General features: G+C 54.2%; 18 protein-coding genes and 1 tRNA gene. 6 read left to right on the forward strand and 13 right to left on the reverse strand.

Annotated elements, in window-relative coordinates:
* Window positions 1-89: 89 nt before the first annotated feature.
* The 6 genes from XM38_RS15370 to XM38_RS15395 all read right to left on the reverse strand — a co-directional run bounded on the left by XM38_RS15370 (window position 90) and on the right by XM38_RS15395 (window position 7,262).
* Window positions 90-674: a hypothetical protein gene (locus XM38_RS15370; protein WP_080804841.1), complete on the reverse strand. Its 585-nt coding sequence runs from the start codon at window positions 672-674 to the stop codon at window positions 90-92.
* Window positions 675-733: 59 nt separating this feature from the next.
* Complete coding sequence (locus tag XM38_RS15375) at window positions 734-1,420, reverse strand: C40 family peptidase (protein WP_080804843.1); 687 nt, start codon at window positions 1,418-1,420, stop codon at window positions 734-736.
* Window positions 1,421-1,494: 74 nt separating this feature from the next.
* Complete coding sequence (locus XM38_RS15380; RefSeq protein ID WP_080804844.1) at window positions 1,495-2,961, reverse strand: hypothetical protein; 1,467 nt, start codon at window positions 2,959-2,961, stop codon at window positions 1,495-1,497.
* A gap of 106 nt (window positions 2,962-3,067) precedes the next feature.
* On the reverse strand, window positions 3,068-4,387 hold the full coding sequence (locus XM38_RS15385) for an ATP-binding protein (protein WP_080804846.1): 1,320 nt from the start codon (window positions 4,385-4,387) through the stop codon (window positions 3,068-3,070).
* Window positions 4,388-4,603: 216 nt separating this feature from the next.
* Window positions 4,604-5,767 carry a pyridoxal-phosphate-dependent aminotransferase family protein gene (locus XM38_RS15390; RefSeq protein WP_080804980.1) on the reverse strand — a complete coding sequence of 388 codons (1,164 nt, stop codon included), beginning with the start codon at window positions 5,765-5,767 and terminating at the stop codon, window positions 4,604-4,606.
* 76 nt (window positions 5,768-5,843) lie between these two features.
* On the reverse strand, window positions 5,844-7,262 hold the full coding sequence (locus XM38_RS15395; protein ID WP_080804848.1) for a GAF domain-containing sensor histidine kinase: 1,419 nt from the start codon (window positions 7,260-7,262) through the stop codon (window positions 5,844-5,846).
* A 249-nt stretch (window positions 7,263-7,511) separates the two neighbouring features.
* Here XM38_RS15395 and XM38_RS15400 point away from each other — a divergent pair, with 249 nt between their 5' ends.
* Entirely contained in the window at window positions 7,512-7,832 is a 321-nt protein-coding gene (locus tag XM38_RS15400) for a DUF3155 domain-containing protein (RefSeq protein WP_080804850.1), read from the forward strand.
* Window positions 7,833-7,998: 166 nt separating this feature from the next.
* On the opposite strand, the gene XM38_RS15405 is transcribed toward XM38_RS15400, so the two are convergent.
* From XM38_RS15405 to ntcA, 4 genes are all read right to left on the reverse strand, one after another.
* On the reverse strand, window positions 7,999-8,532 hold the full coding sequence (locus XM38_RS15405) for a cofactor assembly of complex C subunit B (RefSeq protein ID WP_080804852.1): 534 nt from the start codon (window positions 8,530-8,532) through the stop codon (window positions 7,999-8,001).
* Window positions 8,533-8,944: 412 nt separating this feature from the next.
* Window positions 8,945-9,331: a PadR family transcriptional regulator gene (locus XM38_RS15410; RefSeq protein WP_080804854.1), complete on the reverse strand. Its 387-nt coding sequence runs from the start codon at window positions 9,329-9,331 to the stop codon at window positions 8,945-8,947.
* Window positions 9,332-10,296: 965 nt separating this feature from the next.
* On the reverse strand, window positions 10,297-11,685 hold the full coding sequence (locus XM38_RS15415) for a DUF3084 domain-containing protein (RefSeq protein ID WP_080804856.1): 1,389 nt from the start codon (window positions 11,683-11,685) through the stop codon (window positions 10,297-10,299).
* 48 nt (window positions 11,686-11,733) lie between these two features.
* A complete protein-coding gene (gene ntcA, locus XM38_RS15420) occupies window positions 11,734-12,405 on the reverse strand; it encodes a global nitrogen regulator NtcA (RefSeq protein WP_080804858.1) in 672 nt (223 codons plus the stop codon).
* Window positions 12,406-12,681: 276 nt separating this feature from the next.
* Between ntcA and XM38_RS26040 the strand changes: the two genes are divergently transcribed.
* The 5 genes from XM38_RS26040 (at window position 12,682) to XM38_RS15440 (ending at window position 15,986) form a co-directional block, all read left to right on the forward strand.
* Window positions 12,682-12,837, forward strand: coding sequence for a hypothetical protein (locus XM38_RS26040; RefSeq protein WP_187329427.1), 156 nt, complete (start codon window positions 12,682-12,684; stop codon window positions 12,835-12,837).
* A gap of 187 nt (window positions 12,838-13,024) precedes the next feature.
* Entirely contained in the window at window positions 13,025-14,335 is a 1,311-nt protein-coding gene (thrC, locus tag XM38_RS15425) for a threonine synthase (protein ID WP_080804860.1), read from the forward strand.
* A gap of 147 nt (window positions 14,336-14,482) precedes the next feature.
* On the forward strand, window positions 14,483-14,758 hold the full coding sequence (locus XM38_RS15430) for a MoaD/ThiS family protein (protein WP_080804862.1): 276 nt from the start codon (window positions 14,483-14,485) through the stop codon (window positions 14,756-14,758).
* A gap of 248 nt (window positions 14,759-15,006) precedes the next feature.
* Window positions 15,007-15,078, forward strand: a tRNA-Gln gene (locus tag XM38_RS15435).
* Window positions 15,079-15,374: 296 nt separating this feature from the next.
* Window positions 15,375-15,986 carry a superoxide dismutase gene (locus XM38_RS15440; protein WP_080804863.1) on the forward strand — a complete coding sequence of 204 codons (612 nt, stop codon included), beginning with the start codon at window positions 15,375-15,377 and terminating at the stop codon, window positions 15,984-15,986.
* A gap of 311 nt (window positions 15,987-16,297) precedes the next feature.
* Here XM38_RS15440 and XM38_RS15445 read toward each other — a convergent pair whose 3' ends face one another.
* From XM38_RS15445 to XM38_RS15455, 3 genes are read right to left on the reverse strand one after another with little or no spacing between them, the layout of a single operon-like run.
* Window positions 16,298-16,885 (reverse strand): dihydrofolate reductase family protein, encoded by a 588-nt coding sequence (locus XM38_RS15445; RefSeq protein ID WP_088430301.1) that lies wholly within the window; start codon window positions 16,883-16,885, stop codon window positions 16,298-16,300.
* A gap of 40 nt (window positions 16,886-16,925) precedes the next feature.
* Complete coding sequence (locus XM38_RS15450; RefSeq protein ID WP_080804868.1) at window positions 16,926-17,492, reverse strand: dihydrofolate reductase family protein; 567 nt, start codon at window positions 17,490-17,492, stop codon at window positions 16,926-16,928.
* Window position 17,493: 1 nt separating this feature from the next.
* A complete protein-coding gene (locus tag XM38_RS15455) occupies window positions 17,494-17,895 on the reverse strand; it encodes a WxcM-like domain-containing protein (RefSeq protein WP_202978902.1) in 402 nt (133 codons plus the stop codon).
* Window positions 17,896-17,902 lie beyond the last annotated feature (7 nt).

Below are 17,902 nucleotides of genomic sequence, written 5' to 3' on the forward strand. Positions count from 1 at the left end.
TAGCTAGGATAATCGACCCGGAAAAGGGTTGTCAGTATCTCTTACCAAGCCTGGCGCTGGCTCACGCCAAGCAGTTCGCTAGTGCATTTCTAAAGCAGCTCTAAAAAGTCTACCCCTACCCCCAATACCAGGCCCACATCGGTACCATCGTTGCCGAAACTGGCATTGATGCGGGCGGTTCCTGTCACCAGGTCAGTAATGGGGACATCGACCCCTCCAGACACTAGTGGATCGACCTCAAAGTCGTCTGTTTCTACGGAAATACCGGCTCCCACGAATGGAAATAGTAATGGTCTGCCCGTGGATTGATGTTGAATTGGCAACCCACCGGTCACGGCAAACGAGGCTAGGCTGTCGCCGGTGAGCACCGAGGCCGAATGGATAGATAGGTGATCTGTCACTGACAATCGCCCCACTAACGAAAATCCCCCATCACCTAGGCCAGTCTCGCCTTCATCGCTGAGGCCAATGGTACCACCGACGCCAAAGTAGTTGATGCGATCTACCTCCGCTTCAGCCTCCGTTTGCTGGGCAATTGGCGCTGGTTGGGGAATGCCCAGCTGCTCTGCATCCGAGGGGTCAACCGATGATGGATCAGTTTGGGCGACACAGGGGTTTGCCGCTGCCAGCAGTAGCACATTGATCACTCCAATCAACTGTAGCTGGTAGGTCATAGGCATCATTATTTAACCCTCTTAGAAACGCTATCTGCTGGATTTGTCAAACAAGGTGTTTATACCAGTGGCTGACCGCCTGGTTGATAGCCGTGGGTGATGCGGCCGGCTTGGCAGACTTGCTGGGCATAGGTGCGGCTGATGGGATCCTCTAGGTGCCAGAGGGAATCGATGCCAATGCCATTGCGTCCCTGGTCTTTGCCGGAACTATGGATGTATTGTCCATCTCCTAAATATAACGCCACATGGTTGACACGAGGGCGACCAAAGAAGATTAGGTCCCCGGGGTGGAGAGCCTCAAGGTCGACGGGGTGAGCAAAGGCGGCTTGCTGGTAAGAGTCGCGCGGTAGAGGGATGCCTACTGAGGCAAAGGCGGTTTGAATCAGGCCAGAGCAGTCGTAGTTAGGACCGAGGGTGCCGCCCCAGAGGTAGTGGTTTGGCTGGGCCATGGCTGCCTTGGTGAAGGCGATGACGGCAGGAAGTTGGGCCTGGACGGCAGCGGTGTTCCAGGCAGGAGCCATGTAGGGTCTCTTGGCTGGGACCAGATGGGGCAGATCTGCGATCGCAAGCCAGCCGGGATAATCGTCCTCACAGAGGCACACCCGCACGGCAGTCTCGCCGGTGTCGGGCAAGCGACGCAGATAGCGACCGCCCCTGGCCTGGGTAACCAAGGCCTGACAATCGGGGGTTTTGTAGAGATTCAGTGGCGCCTGACAGCGATACTGATGCGTTGGGTCTAATGCCATGGCTGAGCGAGGGAAAAATAAGGGATGCTTGGTGCCTACTCGGCGTCAGTCTGGGGCTGGAGTCCAGCACCCGCTTATTTCTCCGCCTTGCCGCTGCTGCGCACCCCGATCACCTTCTTCAGCAGGTCGAACCAGAAATTAGCGCCCATGGCAATGGCAATGCCACTGATCAGCCAACCCAGGATCCGGCGCGGCACCGGCAGTGGCCACTCAGCTTCGGCTAGTTGCTGCTGCCTGACAACGGTTTCACTGTGGCCCAACGGAAAGGGCAGCGCATCCAGGGAAGTATTCACGGCATCCTGCATTTGGCGTAAATCCTGTTGGAGATCGCCGCTGCTGGCCTCAGGGGCATACTGTTCGGCGGCTTGGGTCACGGCTAGGCGCACCGTCGGATCAGTGGCCAGACGGGTGGCAATGTGCAGGGAGTCGGCATTGACGATAATTGCGATCGCAACCCCCAAGATCAACGCCACCGCCTTAGCATTGCGCTTATAGACCCCAGAGGCCCGATCCATGCCCCGATTAAACCAGGTGGCAACGGCTGTCTCCATCTGGTTAATTTCATCCTCCATTTGCGCGGCTTTCTGCTGCCCCTTCTCAGCCAGCACCATCAGACTCGCCTTGAGGGAATCGGGCAGGACTTGCTGCCTCACATGAGTCGCCAAGGCTTTGACTTGCGGATTTCCCAGAGCCTCTGCAGACAACAACTGCCGCCGCAGCGGGCTATCCTCCTCAAAGACCGTCAAGACTTCTTTGAGACTGGGCCACAGCTGATTGAGCAAGGCCGCCTTCTCCTGGGAATTCGTCGCTAGCTGTCGTTTCAAAGAATTGACCCGTCGCAGAAACGTCTGGCTGAGATGATGGTCTGCAGGTAAGACCTCCTGGGCCATGGCCATAAACTCATCTAACTGGGCCAACAGTCGCTCCAAGGTATCGGCTAGGGTGACCCGCCGCTCCTGAAAATCCACTAGAATTTGCCGGATCGACTGCTCTAGCTGCCGCCGTTCTGGATCCAACAGGGTTTCATTGGCCATACTGGCCTTGAAATCATTCAAAACATGGTTGATGGGCAGGAGTAACCGTTCCTCAACCAACTGCTTCAGTCGTCCACTGGCCAGCAGCTGTTGTAGGGGTTCTAGTTGCAGGCTCTCCAGCAAACTATTGGCAAAGGCATCTGCTGGGATGTAGGAGGGACCACTGGTGGCCCGACCAAAGACATTGCGGGTGCGGGTAATCCAGCGATAACCCTGGCCCAATCCATGCAGCAGAGAGCGAATGCAACGACCAAAGGAGCCCCGGGCTTCGTGGTTGAGGCTGCGAATCAGCGGACTGCCGTACAGCCGATCCGATAGGTCACGAGCTGCCGCAGCGCTGGCAACATCATTGCCCGCTAGCAGGCCTTCAATGGATTGCTTCAGATGCTCTGCCCGCCATTGCAGCAGGGTACCAATGATTTCCTGAATCTCACTGGCCAGCAAGCTGAGGATGAAGTAAATGAAAATGAGGCCGAGGGCAATGTCCAGGACGAGGGGAAAATTCATACCGGGCTAGACGCTACCTGACAATAATGGCGGTTATACCAGGTCTCAGGGACAGATGGGCATGGGTACTATAGGCTATCTGCTCCCCTCTCCTAGCCTGCGTTAACTAAACTTTATCTGCTGATGTTGACAGCCCTTGCTGCCAGCGGCGATAGCGTTCAGTCTCGGCCAGCAGCGGATTGAGACCAAACCAGCGTCCCTGGCGATCCCGGTATTCATAGAGGAAAAGGCTACGGACCAACACATTGTAGTCGTCATCGCCCTGGACATCCTGTCGCGAGACGGCCTGTAGCAGAGAAGTCCATTCCTCATCGCTGATTAGGCCCATGAGGCTGTCCCGTTCGGTGCGAATCACGGCCTCTAGAGTGGCCTGAGGAAAGGGAGGGTCTTGTTTGCGCAGGCACCCGTCTAACAGTCGCACCAGGTTGCGCATGTGGCCGCCACTGACCTGACACAGGCGATTAAGGGTGTCGAGGCCATCGAAGACATCGGTAACTCGATCAATCCGCTCATTCACATTCAGGTCCGGAAAGGCCCGTACCATTACCATCTGCTGCAGCAAGGCTAGGCCAGCTAAGTCTGTTTGGCCCTGGCGATTCTGTACCGGCACCATGGGCAACACCAGGGGATTGATGCCAAACCGATTGGCCAACCGTACCAAGTCGTTGGAGAACATCAACTCCAGTGGAATGGTGTAGACCACGTGGCAGGCCAACTGTTTCAGCTGCTCACCCCGATCCACAAACAAATATTCCGACTGCAGCCGTGCTCCCCGCGGGGTACTGTCGATGCGATCTAAGTTATCCATGATCACCACTAGTCCCTGTTGGGACCGTTGCTGCAGCCGCTCATTGGCAGGAATGAGCAGTTCGTCGTTGATGGCGTTGAGAATGCTGCGGGTACGGGGTTCTAGGTACTGCCGCAACTGACTGCGCATGTCGGGACTTTGTTTGGCGGTGGCCGTGAGGTTGGCAATGCCCACGGAAAAACTCACCTCCGAGAGGTCCATGGGGGTGCGCAAGGTGGTGGCAAGAGTCTGAAATAGGGATTGTAGGTAATTGGGCCGCAGCCCCAGACCCATGGTCTCTAGATGTTGGCTGGCATTGCGGGCAATGCTAAGAAGAATGTCTGAAATTTCCACGTCGGCCATTTCCAGATCGCGATCCGACTCGAAATAAACGACCTGAAACCCCTGTTTCTCTAGACTATTTCTCAGGCGAAAGAGTTCGGTGGATTTGCCACAGCCGATATGGCCGGTAAAAAGTTGAGTCGTGGGTCGATGGCGGGAAAGGCGAGCAATTTTCCGCTCCAATTCCTGGACGATGTCGCCGCCGCGAACGGTGGAGAAGTCGATGTAGTAGCGAGCGTCCCGCAGGGGCTGGGTGGGGTCGCAGGCTTCGTAGAAGCGGTTGAGGTCGAGGGCCATGGGGGAGGAGGGGAATAGGGTTGGTGCTTACAGAGGCACTATTGATCTCCTAGGTGTGACCTGTGGTTAGAGCCTGCCCCACTTTCCCATTGCCCCTGCTGCTATCAGGAAAAGGGTAGTTGTGGCGAAGATGAGGGGCAGGTGCAATGGTCGTTGGCTAAGCCGCCCCATAGGGGCTAGACCAACCCTTGAAGGCCATCGCATCGGTTGTAATCCCTAAGGGACTAACACCTGTTTCAGCGCTTGCAGCAAGGTATCTACCTTCTCAGGATAACTATTGGCTCCCATCAGACCAATGCGCCAGACCTGACCGGCCAGATCACCCAAGCCGCCGCCAATCTCGATATTGTGCTCCAACAGCAATTGCTGAGCCACCGCCTTAGCCTCAACGCCATCGGGGACCCTCACCGTGGTCAGGGTCGGTAGGCGAAACTCCTGGGCCACATGGCAGCTGAGCCCCATGGCCTCCAGGCCAGCCCACAGTTTCTCAGCCGTCTGCTGATGCCGTTGCCAACGCGCGTCCAGCCCCTCCTCTGCCAGCAGCCGCAGGGCTTCTCGCAGGGCATAGGTGAGATTAATCGGGGCAGTGTGATGATACACGCGCTCGCTCCCCCAATACTTGCGCAACAGGGTGGCATCTAAGTACCAATTGGCCACTGGGGTCTGTCGCTGCTCTAGTTTGGCCACGGCCCGGGAGCTCATGGTAAAAGGCGAGACCCCAGGGGGGCAGCTCAGCCCCTTTTGGCTACAGCTGTAGGCCAGATCCACCTGCCAGGCATCCAAGAAAATGGGCATTCCGCCCAGACTGGTCACCGTGTCTACCAGCAATAAGCAATCTCGCTGATGACACAGGTCGCCCACGCCCTCTAGGGGCTGTCGTACCCCAGTCGACGTTTCAGCATGGACTAAGGCCAGCAGGTTAGGCCGGTGCTGATCTAAGGCCTTTTCCAGTTCCTGCAAGCTAAACGGCTGTCCCCAGGCCTGGGTAATGGTGCGCACCTCGGCCCCATAGCGCCTAGCCATATCCACTAAGCGATGGCCAAAGTAACCATTCACCCCGACTAAGACCACATCGCCCGGCTCGATGCCATTGGCCAGAGTTGCCTCCATGGCTGCCGAGCCCGTCCCTGGCACCGGATAGGTCATGGCATTATCCGTTTGCCAAGCATAGCGCAGCAGCTCCTGCACTTCGTCCATCAGGGTCAGATAGGCTGGATCCAAATGGCCAATGGGCTGTCGATTCATTGCTGCCACTACGGTGGCATCGGCATTGGATGGCCCTGGCCCCAGTAGCAGGCGCTCTGGCACCGCTAAGGGAGAGAGCTGGCAGCGGTGAGTATCTTGGATCCCAGGGTTAGGGACAGACAAGGTTGAAGTCATGGCGCTAGTGATTGTGAACAGCACAATCCCCATTCTCTAATTTTCTGGGGCGATCCTCCCAGGCGCTGCTGAGAGATTAGGGATTACCCAGGGTAGGCGCTTCTGTAAATGGCACGGCTAGGCTGGGCAGCCACACAATGAAAGCCGTCCCAGGTCCCAGGTTCTTGGAGTTAGGTGGGGTCGGCAGCTCAATGCCACTATGGCTTAAGGGACTATACACATCAATGCAGCCACCTAGTTGCTGAATCAGATCATGGGCAATGGCTAACCCCAAACCCGTTCCAGGCACCTGACCTTGATTCTGTACTCCCCGATAGCGCCGTTCAAAGATATGGGCCTGATCCTGGGCCGGAATGCCCGGCCCTCGATCCGCCACCAAGACTCCTTGCATGGGGGAATCGGCATCTCGAAAGAGACCGGCTTGCACCCAGACTACGCCGTCTTTGGGGGAATATTTCACGGCATTGTCCATGAGGTTACTAAACACCTCTTGTAAGGCCCGTCCGTCTCCCCACACTGGCGGCAGCCCATCGGGGATTTCCCAGTGAAAATCAATCTGCTGCTCTTGAGCCATGGCTGCCGCCGACGTCACCAACGGTGTCAACACAGATGCTATCTGACAAGGCTGGGGCGACACCCTGACTACTGAGACATTGGCTGGCGGTAGTGCCTTAGCCTGACCAGCCGAAAAGGAGGTCTCCTCGCCAGCAGAGAGTGACGCCCTGTCTAGGGTCGCATCTCCATCTCTGACCGTCCCCTCCAGTTGAGTGAGTAGATCGCGGATGCGATCGCTTTCGCGAACAATCCCGGTGATCACCGACTGGTTGGCATCGTCTGATTGTAAGCGCCTTAGCAGCAGTTTGCCGAAGGTGCGTAGGGCCGTCAGGGGATTGCGCAGCTGATGAAGTAAATCGTGGAAGGTCTCAGATTGCTGTTGCTGCAGAGACTGTCTCTGCTGCAGCTGTTGCTGCAACCATTGTCCCCGCTGATCCAATACCCTTGCCAAGGCTAGGGTTTGGGCCACTCCTTCTAACTGTTGACGCTCCTCTGGCTGCCAAGCCGAACGCTGCCGGACACTAACCAATAAACCGACCACATGGTCGTCATGAACCATGGGTAAAACCACCTGATGGTCGGCAGCATGATGTTCTTGCTCCACTCGGTTTACGGGCTTGACCTGCCCTGGGTAATCCTCTGGCAGGGGCTCTGATGATGACGCTGGCAGCGCAGACGTGGGCTTTTTCAGGGAAAATTTCTGGTCTAAGGATAACGTGGATAGCTCCGGCAACTGCCCCGCCTCCAGAGGCCTATCCCAGTACAGATCATGCCAATCCCCTGGCAAATCAGGATAGGCCACCACAGGCACCAACCCCGGGTTATCGTGATCGACCCACTGTTCTGCCAGGTACACTACCGTCGACGTTGCCCCGAAACTTTGGGTCAGCAGCAGTACCTGTGATTGACACAGCGCGATAAATTCTGAGCTAGTCGGCATTCCTATCACGACGATCGTCGTAGCCTTGAATCGCAACCAAGATTAAACTTTTGTCAATTTTTTTACAGTTATTCGTTGAGATTAATCCGGCCAAAGCCAGAGAATCTACCGGCAAGAGGGCATCTTAGGATACCAAGTAAATTTTAAGAGAAGTTGAAAATCTGATTTTGACCCGATATACTTTGCTGGGTTCATAAATTTTGTAACCACCACTACACCTGCATCAGTTGACGAGAGGAGGTAGGCGGTTTGGCAAGGAGACGTAAGCGTAAGAGTCGCCGTCGTTTGGAAGGGCGCCGGATTTTGGAGTGTGTCCCTCAATATAGTATCGAGAGTGGTGCCGAGAAACCGGTTACCGCTGCTCGAAATTTTATTCACTCAGAGGGGATTGCGCCACCGGCACTCTTGCTGGTGAAACGCAATGAGCACACTACAGACCGGTATTTTTGGGCTGAGAAGGGGCTATTTGGGGCCCAGTATGTGGAGGAAAACCATTTCCTCTTTCCTAGTCTACGCCTACTTATGGGTGAAGACGAGGAAGTCGCTGGCCTGAGTTCTGTTACCCGATAGACAGCAGACCTATTGCCTGAGAGTCGTCTGGATCGGCGCCCTTTCATTGGCGCCCTGCATGATTGCAAGAGCCATGGTCTATTTATGGGGGCTATGGCTCTCTCTTGTGGCCAGAAAAAAACCGATGGCATAGAACAATCGGCTCTAGAAAGCTCCAAGTTCAAGATCAGGGCTCGCTGGCTTCCCACTGATGCATAGGAACAGCCTGTCTCAGGGCGATCAATTCGTCGCGGTGGGCTGTAACTGTGACCTGGCTCTTGGCCTCTGGCCCATCGGCCGCTTTTATCTGTAGGGTCACTTGTTCGGGTCGAGCTGCTCGGGTCCAGTAAAAGCGGCCTGCTGCTGGAGCCAATAGGAGTAGCCCAATGAACCAGCTCTTATAATCGGGAAAGAGTGTAGCCAGCACCAGGGCGAAGCACAGGGCGCCAATGGCCGCCAAGGCGGACAGAAAGATGGCCAGAAAAAGACTAGGCCGCACGAATCCTCTGAAGGTGAGTTGCCCTTGCTCCTCGACAACAACTCGATAGGCCCGATGCTCTAAGTGCTCTCTAATCTGCTGCAGGATGGCTTCAGGGCTGACGGCGGCAAATCCCTGCCACCTTTCTGTGCGATCTTTGGTGGAGGCCCGGATAAAGAAGGTCAACCCCACCATTAGCAATAGGGTAAGTAGGAAGGTAGATGATAAGACCGGAGTAGTCACAGGTTAGCTGAATCTAGAAAGTGTCTTCCAATGTTACAGCGTTGCCTAGGAGACTGCAGCGCCAGTCTGTCGACGCCAGTCTGTCGACAGTATTTGATAGTAGGGAGATAGGGGCGTTGGAGAGCAAATTGGTCGACCAACTGGCAATATCTTTGCAGCCTTACTGCGCTAGTCGATAGAGGCACTATTGCTGCTGTGGAGTACTCGGGCGCACTTTGGTCTACACCCTGGCTTAGGGCTGCATGGCTTCATTTTTTGAATTGTAGTCTGACTCGACTCACCTGGTGATCCAGCGTTGTCGCCAGAGTCTTATTGGAGAATCATAGCCCCATGGCGACCCCTAGGCCATGCCGTTAGTTGGCTTGTTAGTTGCCTTTCGTTAGCGCTATGGTCAGGGGCGTTGAAGAGGCCGTTAAGAGGAGGTGGCCACTCGACTATGTTCGTACTGGGTAGTACTCAGCCGTTCTTTCATGTATTGGTGCCAGAGTTCAGCCAGTTCCTCTGCCCGCATGCGCCAATCAGGGTTGAGACGGTACATGCGGCGAGGGCGTCCCCGCCCCTCTACTTTCTTCCAGTAGCCGTTAATGGCTTGCTCATCCTCAAGGAATTTTAGGGCACTATACAGCACGGTGTCAGACAGACGATAATCAGAGTATTTTTGCCCTAGCAGTTGAATCAATTCGGTGCCATAGGAATCTCGCTGCAGCAGCACGGCCAACACATAGCAGACGGCTAGTTCCTTGTTGAGATAAATAGGCGGTGGGTCTGCAAAAAATTGATAAATGTCTTCGAACTTCATGATTTTATCCCAAATTCAAATGCGCTGATCCCGCAATGTAAATAGGATTCACTCTGAGCAGCGATATCCTTAGCAAGAGTGCTTGGGCAATATCGATAGGCGGGGATAAGCTGAGAGGTAAGTGTTATGGAACCCGTGGTCAGAGACCGATGCTAAAAAGACCCCGTCGCAGCCAAATTAGATAGTTTACCGGGGAGAGCAATTGCCTCGAGTCAGGATGGGGATCAATAGCTGCGACCCTAACAGATTGGCATCAAGTATTCTTTTGTTCACGTTGGTATAGGGCCTAAGAGGACATTTGAAAACTCAGTTGAAAGCCCTGCAGGGTAAGCGTCTTAGAGCATATGACTCTGTTGGCCAGAATCCAGTCTGGAGCAAGGTTGCAGGGTACTTTCCAAATATCCTCTAAACCTGGTTTGATAGTCCCTGACCAGGGATAGTTTTATCGCTCTTGTCGACCTCAAGAACGACAGTGCGCAAACTAATACACGTAACTGTGAGAGACACTTTAATAATCCATTGCGACATCCCAAACTCAGCTAGGGAATTGGAGTTTATCCTCGCATCAGGGGCAGGCCTAGATTTGACTGAGGGTTAGAGCTACCAATTAACGAGTAATCTCCTTATTCCAAGGGATTTCAAGCGTTAGCGCCATAGAATCATGGACTTGTCACTGAATCCAAGAATGTAGGTCAATTCTAATCACTGAGGTTTCCATTAGTGACAAACAGCTCGGATTTGGTAACTATCTGCAAATTTTTTTAGAGATTATTAAATTTTCGCCGCCAAAGAGAATTATCGTGGCAGGTCATCTTGCTGGCACCAGTGGCAGGTGGTTCCTGATTTGGTGCCAGTTGTAGAGATGGCGACACGAATGATAGCAAGTGATTAATTTTCTTAAAGAACTGGGTACATGCCTGTTAACAATGGCGCCAGGTTGCACCTGATTGCGATGGGTTGGCTAGCTAGGGCGTATCTGGCTCGGGACGGCTCGTTTCTGGTGTGTCAGGGGTAGGAGGACGAGTTTGGAGGATAATGTCACCGTCACGGATGGCCTGTAGTTCTATGTGGATGGGGCCTACGGTATATATGGGCTCAGATGCGATCGCACGCAGCTCTACCGTGTCCCCAAGCTGCTGAACATTGGTTAAAAACCTCACGACAGCTTCAGTACGATTGTCGGCAACCCGGGGCTGATCGCCCACCACACCGTCCTGGCGAGCCCTGAACTGGGCGGCGGCCAACAGGAGATTGAAGCGCTCTAGCAATCGTTGATTGGTCAATTCGGAGGCCTCAACCACCGTAGAGGCTAACCGCTCACCCGGCTGGTAAATGATGCGATTACGCGTGACATCGGAGAATACCTGAATACAGGGCTCCTCCCCCTGGATGACGCAAGGCTCTCCAGTGACATAATTGGCGGCTGATAGAATCCGGACCAAATATTCCTCGCCATCATCTAGGCGGTCGATGATCTGCTCCACCTCGCGACTGGAGATCAAGATCACCTGGCGATCAGGGCCACTGCCGGGGGCAATGCGCTGCAGTGCCACTCGATTGGCTTGGAAAAGTAATTGATTAACGGCTTGGGTCGCCTGGGGGGTTGAATCTAGGCGAAACACGGCCGATGCCAACTCTTCGTTGCGGGCCAGGGCAATGTTGCCGCGAAAGAGGCCCTGATATTGCCGCTCCAGCTGCTCGACTTCCCGATCCAAAAAAGCCCGTTGGGCCTCCAACTCTTCTAAACGAGCTTCTAAGCGGGCGATATCGGCTTCTGCGGCCCGCCGTTCACTCACGGCGGCATCACGTTCGGCCACAGCGGCATTTCGTTCGCTTAGAAGAGACTGCCGCTCTTGTCGCAACTGCACGATTTCACGTCGCAGGGTCTGGGCCTGCTGCGACACGGCCTCTAACTGCTGCCGGGTTCGCTGCAACTGCTGGCGGGCCTGCTGCCGTTGCGCCAACGCCGTCTCCAAAGACTGGTTAATCTGCTGTAGCTGTTGCCGGGCTTCGGAGCGTTGTTCTATGGACTCCTCCAGTTCGGCCTCGACGGTTTCTCGGGCGTCGCGGGCTTGAGATAGGTCCTGTTCTGCCTGTTGTAGCGCCTCTTGAATTTCCTGGAGTTCGAAGACTCCAGTCCGTAACTGGCTACTCACGCCGAATAACAGGGCTAAGGTCGAAGCTGAAATCACGCCGCCGGTGAGAATGCTGACAAGGGTGGCGGTCTGTCGAGGCCGCAGATTGAACAAGCTCAGGCGAGCCTTACCGATCCGCATGCCGATGCGATCGCCAACTGTTGCAATCACCCCGCTCAACAGTAAAACAGCCGCAATTAAGACGTATCCCGAGATCATGCAACAGCGACGTGCAGTTCAGATACACTCTACTGCATGTTACAGACCCTAGGTGAACTGCTGGCTGAGGTTTACAGGGTCGTGCACTGTGATTTTTTTCTTGTGAATTGAAATCATGCCTTCCTGCCTCAGATCTCCCAACAGACGGGTGACGGTTACCCGGGTGGAGCCAATTGCTTCGGCAATAGCCTGATGGGATAGCTTTAGATCGACCGTGATGCCATCTTGGCTGGGCAGGCCAAAATCACGACAGAGAATCAGGAGAAAGCTGACCAAGCGCGAGCCCATATCCCGATGGGCTAGGGTCTCGATCATCATCTCTGTCTGCAGAATGCGAGACGACAGTCCCCGTAGCATCAGCATGGCTAACTCGGGATGCTCCTCTAGGGCCTGTTCGACTTGCTCGATAGGCACAGACATCAACTCTACGGGGGTAAAGGCAACCGCGTGATAGAACCGATCGGAGCGATGCCCGGTAATTAAAGACAGCACCCCGAAGACGCTATTCTCCCGCAATAGCGCTACTGTGATTTCTTCACCGGCCTCATAGACCCGCGAGAGCTTCACAGCTCCCTTCATTAGGAAGTAGACGCGCTCAGCCGGGTCGCCTGGGAAAAAGATTGTTTTGCCTCGATCGAAGGTTTCGACCACTGGAGGGAACGCGCCTCCAGAGAGTTGGCGAAAAACGTCAGCGAGGGGCTTATCCTGTGTCACGACCATCACAACTGCACTACACCATGGTAAGAGAGGGCTGAGACGTCTTACCGAAGCCTCAAGTCTACCAACGCGCCAGCCGATCCATTTATATAGAGGCCAGATTCACCAGACTCAGTGGTTTAAATCATCCGTCTGACCCCACGGGTCCTGATAGAAAGGGTCCCTTGAATCTAGTAATGCAAGCGTTCTCTGACTTTAGAACACTTAACCTTACCTATTCATCGGTTTTTTGTATAAGAAACTACAGTCACCCCTAGAAAATCGGCTGATTTGGCCACTTTGCTGGATTTTTCTGGCCATGCGATCGCACCTCCCCTGTCTCTAGTCTGGCATCACCGACTCCGCGGCGATGGCTATCCCGCCTCTGGGGCTGACGCACCGATATCTCCCTGCCAATATTGCCTGCCAATATCGATCGACGGGCAGGGGAAATAAACAGCGCTGGCGGCAATTACTTTAATCCCGACTAAAAAAGTCGGATATGTTTGACGGGGTTTTGTGGCCCGTGTTACTATCCGGCCAGCTTCGTCGTTGGTACTAGATACCGTCGTTGTCTGTGTCCTCGTTTGCGCCGAGTCCTCGTTTGCGCCGAGTATTGTTGTTGTGCGTTGGGAGTAGCCCTATGACCCAGGTGATTGAGCAAGCCACGTCGACTGCCCCCCAGTCGACGTTTACGGCTTTGAGATGTAAGGAATGTGGCGAAGAGTATTCCTTAGGCGCCAACCATGTTTGCGAAGATGTGTGCTTTGGCCCCCTAGAAGTCGTCTATGACTATGACGAAATTCGGCGACGGGTCAGCCGAGATGCGATCGCATCTGGCCCCAATTCCATCTGGCGTTACAAAGACTTTCTCCCCGTCAATACCGACACCCCCATTGATGTCGGCACCGGCATGACACCTCTAGTGCCAGCCAATCGCCTGGCCCGCCACTTAGGGCTAAAGCGGCTCTACATTAAAAATGATGCCGTCAACATGCCCACCCTCAGCTTCAAAGATCGGGTGGTGTCTGTGGCGCTGACCCGAGCTCGGGAACTCGGCTTCTCCACGGTTTCCTGCGCCAGCACTGGCAATTTAGCCAATTCCACCGCCGCCATTGCCGCCCATGCCGGGCTCGACTGCTGTGTCTTCATTCCTGCCGATCTAGAAGCCGGCAAAATCCTAGGCACATTGATCTACGGCCCTATCCTCATGGCCGTCGAGGGCAATTACGACCAAGTCAATCGCCTCTGCTCCGAAGTTGCCAACACCCACGGTTGGGGATTTGTCAATATTAATTTGCGTCCCTACTATTCTGAGGGATCCAAGACCCTGGGCTTTGAAGTGGCCGAGCAACTCGGATGGCAGCTGCCTGACCACATCGTGGCTCCCCTAGCCTCTGGCTCCCTGTTTGGCAAGATCTACAAAGGCTTCCAAGAATTCACCAAAGTTGGCCTGGTGGCCGACAAAGCAGTCCGCTTCAGTGGGGCCCAAGCCGAAGGGTGCTCCCCCATCGCTCAAGCCTTCCAAGAAAGTCGCGACTTCATTTCTCCGGTGAAGCCCAATACCATTGCCAAATCTATCGCCATTGGCAATCCTGCTGACGGTGTCTATGCCCTAGATATCGCCCGCAAGACCCAAGGCACCATTGAGGCCGTCACCGATGCCGAAATTGTCGAAGGCATGAAATTGCTGGCAGAAACGGAAGGCATCTTTACCGAAACCGCCGGTGGCACCACCATCGCCGTATTGAAGAAGCTGGTAGAAGCAGGCAAAGTCGACCCCGATGAAACTACCGTGGCCTATATCACAGGTAACGGTTTGAAAACCCAAGAGGCCGTCGCTGGGTATATCGGGGAGCCGTTGACGATTGAGGCGAAGCTTGACAGCTTCGAGCGGGCCCTAGATCGCGCCCGCACCCTAGACCGATTGGAGTGGCAGCAGATATTGGTTTAATTGCCTGGAATACTACTATGCCGGGGGCCATACCCAGTTTCACCTGAGTGTGTTGATTGCTTCTCAGGTTCCCTCTAGCTGGGCTTAAGCTTCGACATCACAAGGGGGATCCTGTTGTCGTTCAGCCATTACTGTTTTGAGTGCACCATGACCGTTAAAGTTCTGATTCCAACGCCATTGCAAAAGTTCACCAACAATCAAGCCACCATCGAGTGTACAGGGTCCACTATCGTTGAGCTATTGGATGTCCTCGAACAGAATTGTCCCGGCATCAAAAAGCGCCTCTGCGACGATCAGGGTGAACTGCGCCGGTTTATCAACTTCTACGTCAACAGCGAAGACATTCGCTTCCTCAACGGGAAAGAGACCCCTCTGAGTGATGGTGACGAAGTCAGCATTGTCCCGGCTGTGGCCGGAGGCTAGCCCTTCATGACCGACGAGTAGCATTCGATCTACTGGGTCCCTGGGGCATGGGTCAGACGTGCCTTTTTTAGGCTTGACTGCCGACGGGGGCTTGGCTGCCGAGTGCTACTGCCCTAGCCATGCCATTACCCCTGATAGGTTGCCGATGAGCGGACCACGACCGGGCCAACCCGGAAAACAGTGGTATCGGCAGAAGAATCTTGACAGAGTTTCGACAGAAGTTGTTAGAATGGCTAAGCTTGCCTCGTTGGGGTGTAGCCAAGCGGTAAGGCAGCGGGTTTTGGTCCCGCCATTCCTAGGTTCGAATCCTAGCACCCCAGTCTTCAATCGGCTTTTTGTAGTGGCTGACTTTAGTCGCTGCTTGACCAGTTTTGGCTGAGCTGTTCTGGCCGTAGGCGATGTCATGACATAGTTGTCAGGATCCCTCACCAGTCAACTAGCCAGGATAGGCGACTCTGTGTCCTGTGAGCTTGCTCAGAGATAGCGAGTCAGCTTGCTGTGGCAAGCTCTAGCTGGTAAGTAAGGGGTTACAGGACACTAATGTCTGTCTTTTGACGGAATCATCAAGGCACATAATTTCCCAAGCTAGGGGTAGAGAGACGCCAAGGAGGTTTCCATGGCTTACGAACTACCGAATCTGCCTTACGCCTACGATGCGCTAGAGCCTCATATCTCAGCGCGCACCCTAGAATTTCACCACGATAAGCATCACGCTAAGTATGTCAATACCTATAACAGCCTGGTTCAGGAAGCTGGCATGGCTGAGCGCTCTATTGAGGACGTGATCAAGGCAGCCTACAACAATCCCGAACTGACCAAGCTACACAATAATGCGGCTCAAGCCTGGAACCATAGCTTCTACTGGAACTGCATGAGCCCGAATGGGGGTGGTCAGCCCACAGGAGAGTTGGCTGAAAAAATCAACCAGGAGCTAGGCGGCTTGGAGTCTTTCAAGGATGCCTTGAAGTCTGCTGGCACCGGTCAATTTGGTAGTGGCTGGGCTTGGCTGGTCCTCGAGAATGGTCGTCTGAAGGTCATCAATACTCCTAACGCGGTTAATCCCATTGTCTATGGCCAATTTCCTCTGTTGACCATGGATGTCTGGGAGCATGCTTACTACCTCGATTATCAGAATGGTCGAGCTAAGTATGCTGACGCCTTTGTCAATAACCTGATCAATTGGGAATTTGTCGCCCAGCAACTGGAAGCCGCTAAGCAGCTCGCCTAGCAAGTTAGCTAGTAGGGCATTGACTCGCTCTCAGGCTAATGGGCACAGGCGAACGAATCGGTCTCAGCAGTTATTAGGTTGATTCTGGTTGGTTGCCCCGAGCCCCGTAAGCAGAGATCTCTAGGGATCTCTGCTTGTATATATATAGCTAGTATTCTGTGGCAGAAACCATGCTGCTATTGACTGGCTTGAATAGCTGCATTGATCAGGATTTCCCTGTCTGCTTGCTGCCTTCTTGCTTGCTGCCTTGGCGTACTAGGCAAGTAGAGCGCCTAGTCAACGTTTGGAGTGCTGTGCTATTGCTGGTGGCATTATCTGTTGAAGTGGGATACTTGATACTGGAGCAGCAAAACCCCATTGTCGTAGCTGATCTGATTGGTCAAGTCTAAGGCCGTTTGCTGAACTACCCCTGAAAACAGTGGGATCCCAGGGCCGATCAGAAACGGATTTAGCTTCAAAATAAGTTGATCGATCAACTTATTGGCAAAGAGGGTCGTCGCCAACGTTGCCCCACCGCAGAGCCAAATCCCTTTGCCAGGGCGTTGCTTTAAACTCGCAACCATCTCAACAGCATCATCTGAAACCAACTCGACATGTTCACCTGGACTGGTTTTCATGCTGCGGGAAAACAAATATTGCTGCAGATGGGAATACGGATTGGTTATGCCGTCCTTTAAGCCTACTTCATAGGTTTTGCGGCCCATCAGCACCGTATCGAATCTTTGATTTTCGCCATGGATGCCCAGAGCCGCACGGAAATGGGTGAGGAGTGTCTCAGGAAATGCCGCAAATAGCGCCTGTAGATAAGCACTATCTTGAGCAAATCCATCATGGGAGCCATCTGCATGGGCAATAAAACCGTCAACACTGCAGGCAACAAAGTAGGTGACTTCTCGCATATTCTTCCTCTCTAGGGGGGCGACCTCAATCGCTAGGGACTCAGGGGTGATCTCGCTGAGAATACGAGACTTGATAGCGCAATTCAGCGAAATAATCGCCCATTGGCTGGACTGATAGGAGCTGCAGTGGTGGCTGGATCCGACGTGGAAATAGGGGAGCTCCACGCCCCAACGTGACAGCAGCAATGGTCACCACGATTTCATCTAGGAGTCCACAATCATAGAATTGACTAGCTAAGTCTCCACCACCGACAATCCATAGGGTGTTATCCCCTGCTGCGATCGTCATCTCTTTATGAATGGGCTGTACATCGCCGCTGACAAATCGTATATCTGCTCCTGTAATCGCGGGCAGCCGGCGAGAACTGAATACCCACGTGGGCACAGAATAGGGCCAGGGGCGAGAATCTCCAGTTTTCGGCGCAATATGATGATCATAGAGCCACTGATAGGTGGTGGCCCCCATGGCAATGGCTCCCACGCCTGCTAGGAACGCCTCAAACGTATTGGGTTTCGGCTCGCCCAATTGCGACAGCCAATCCAGGGATTGATCCTGATCGGCAATGAAGCCATCCAGGCTGGTGGCGGTGTAGTAAATGGTTGTCATGTCAAACGGGACGATGTTGGGTGCCTTCACCAGGGGTGATGAACAGCATGGCACTGGGGGCATAGACTCTAGCGGTATGCCAGGTGCTACGGGGCACCAGCACATAGGCGCCTGAGCTGTTGAGATGCACCCTATGCTCAGCACCATCATGCTCTAGCACCACATCGACTTGGCCTGACAGGAGACAGACGAATTCCTCGCCGGCGGGGTGCATTTCCCAGGTGTCCCAGTCTTGGTCAAAGGTGAAATGGGACACTAGCCGTTTGCCCTGAAAGCTACCGAATTGGCGCCCTAGATCATCAAAAAATGTGCTGCTCACCGGCACGGGAATCGCAGTCCCATCCTCTCCGAGTACCACATAGGTAGAGTCAAGGCTAAAGGGGTGGGTTTTCTGGGGCATCATGATCACC

The organism is Halomicronema hongdechloris C2206 (assembly GCF_002075285.3).
Taxonomy (GTDB): domain Bacteria; phylum Cyanobacteriota; class Cyanobacteriia; order Phormidesmidales; family Phormidesmidaceae; genus Halomicronema_B; species Halomicronema_B hongdechloris.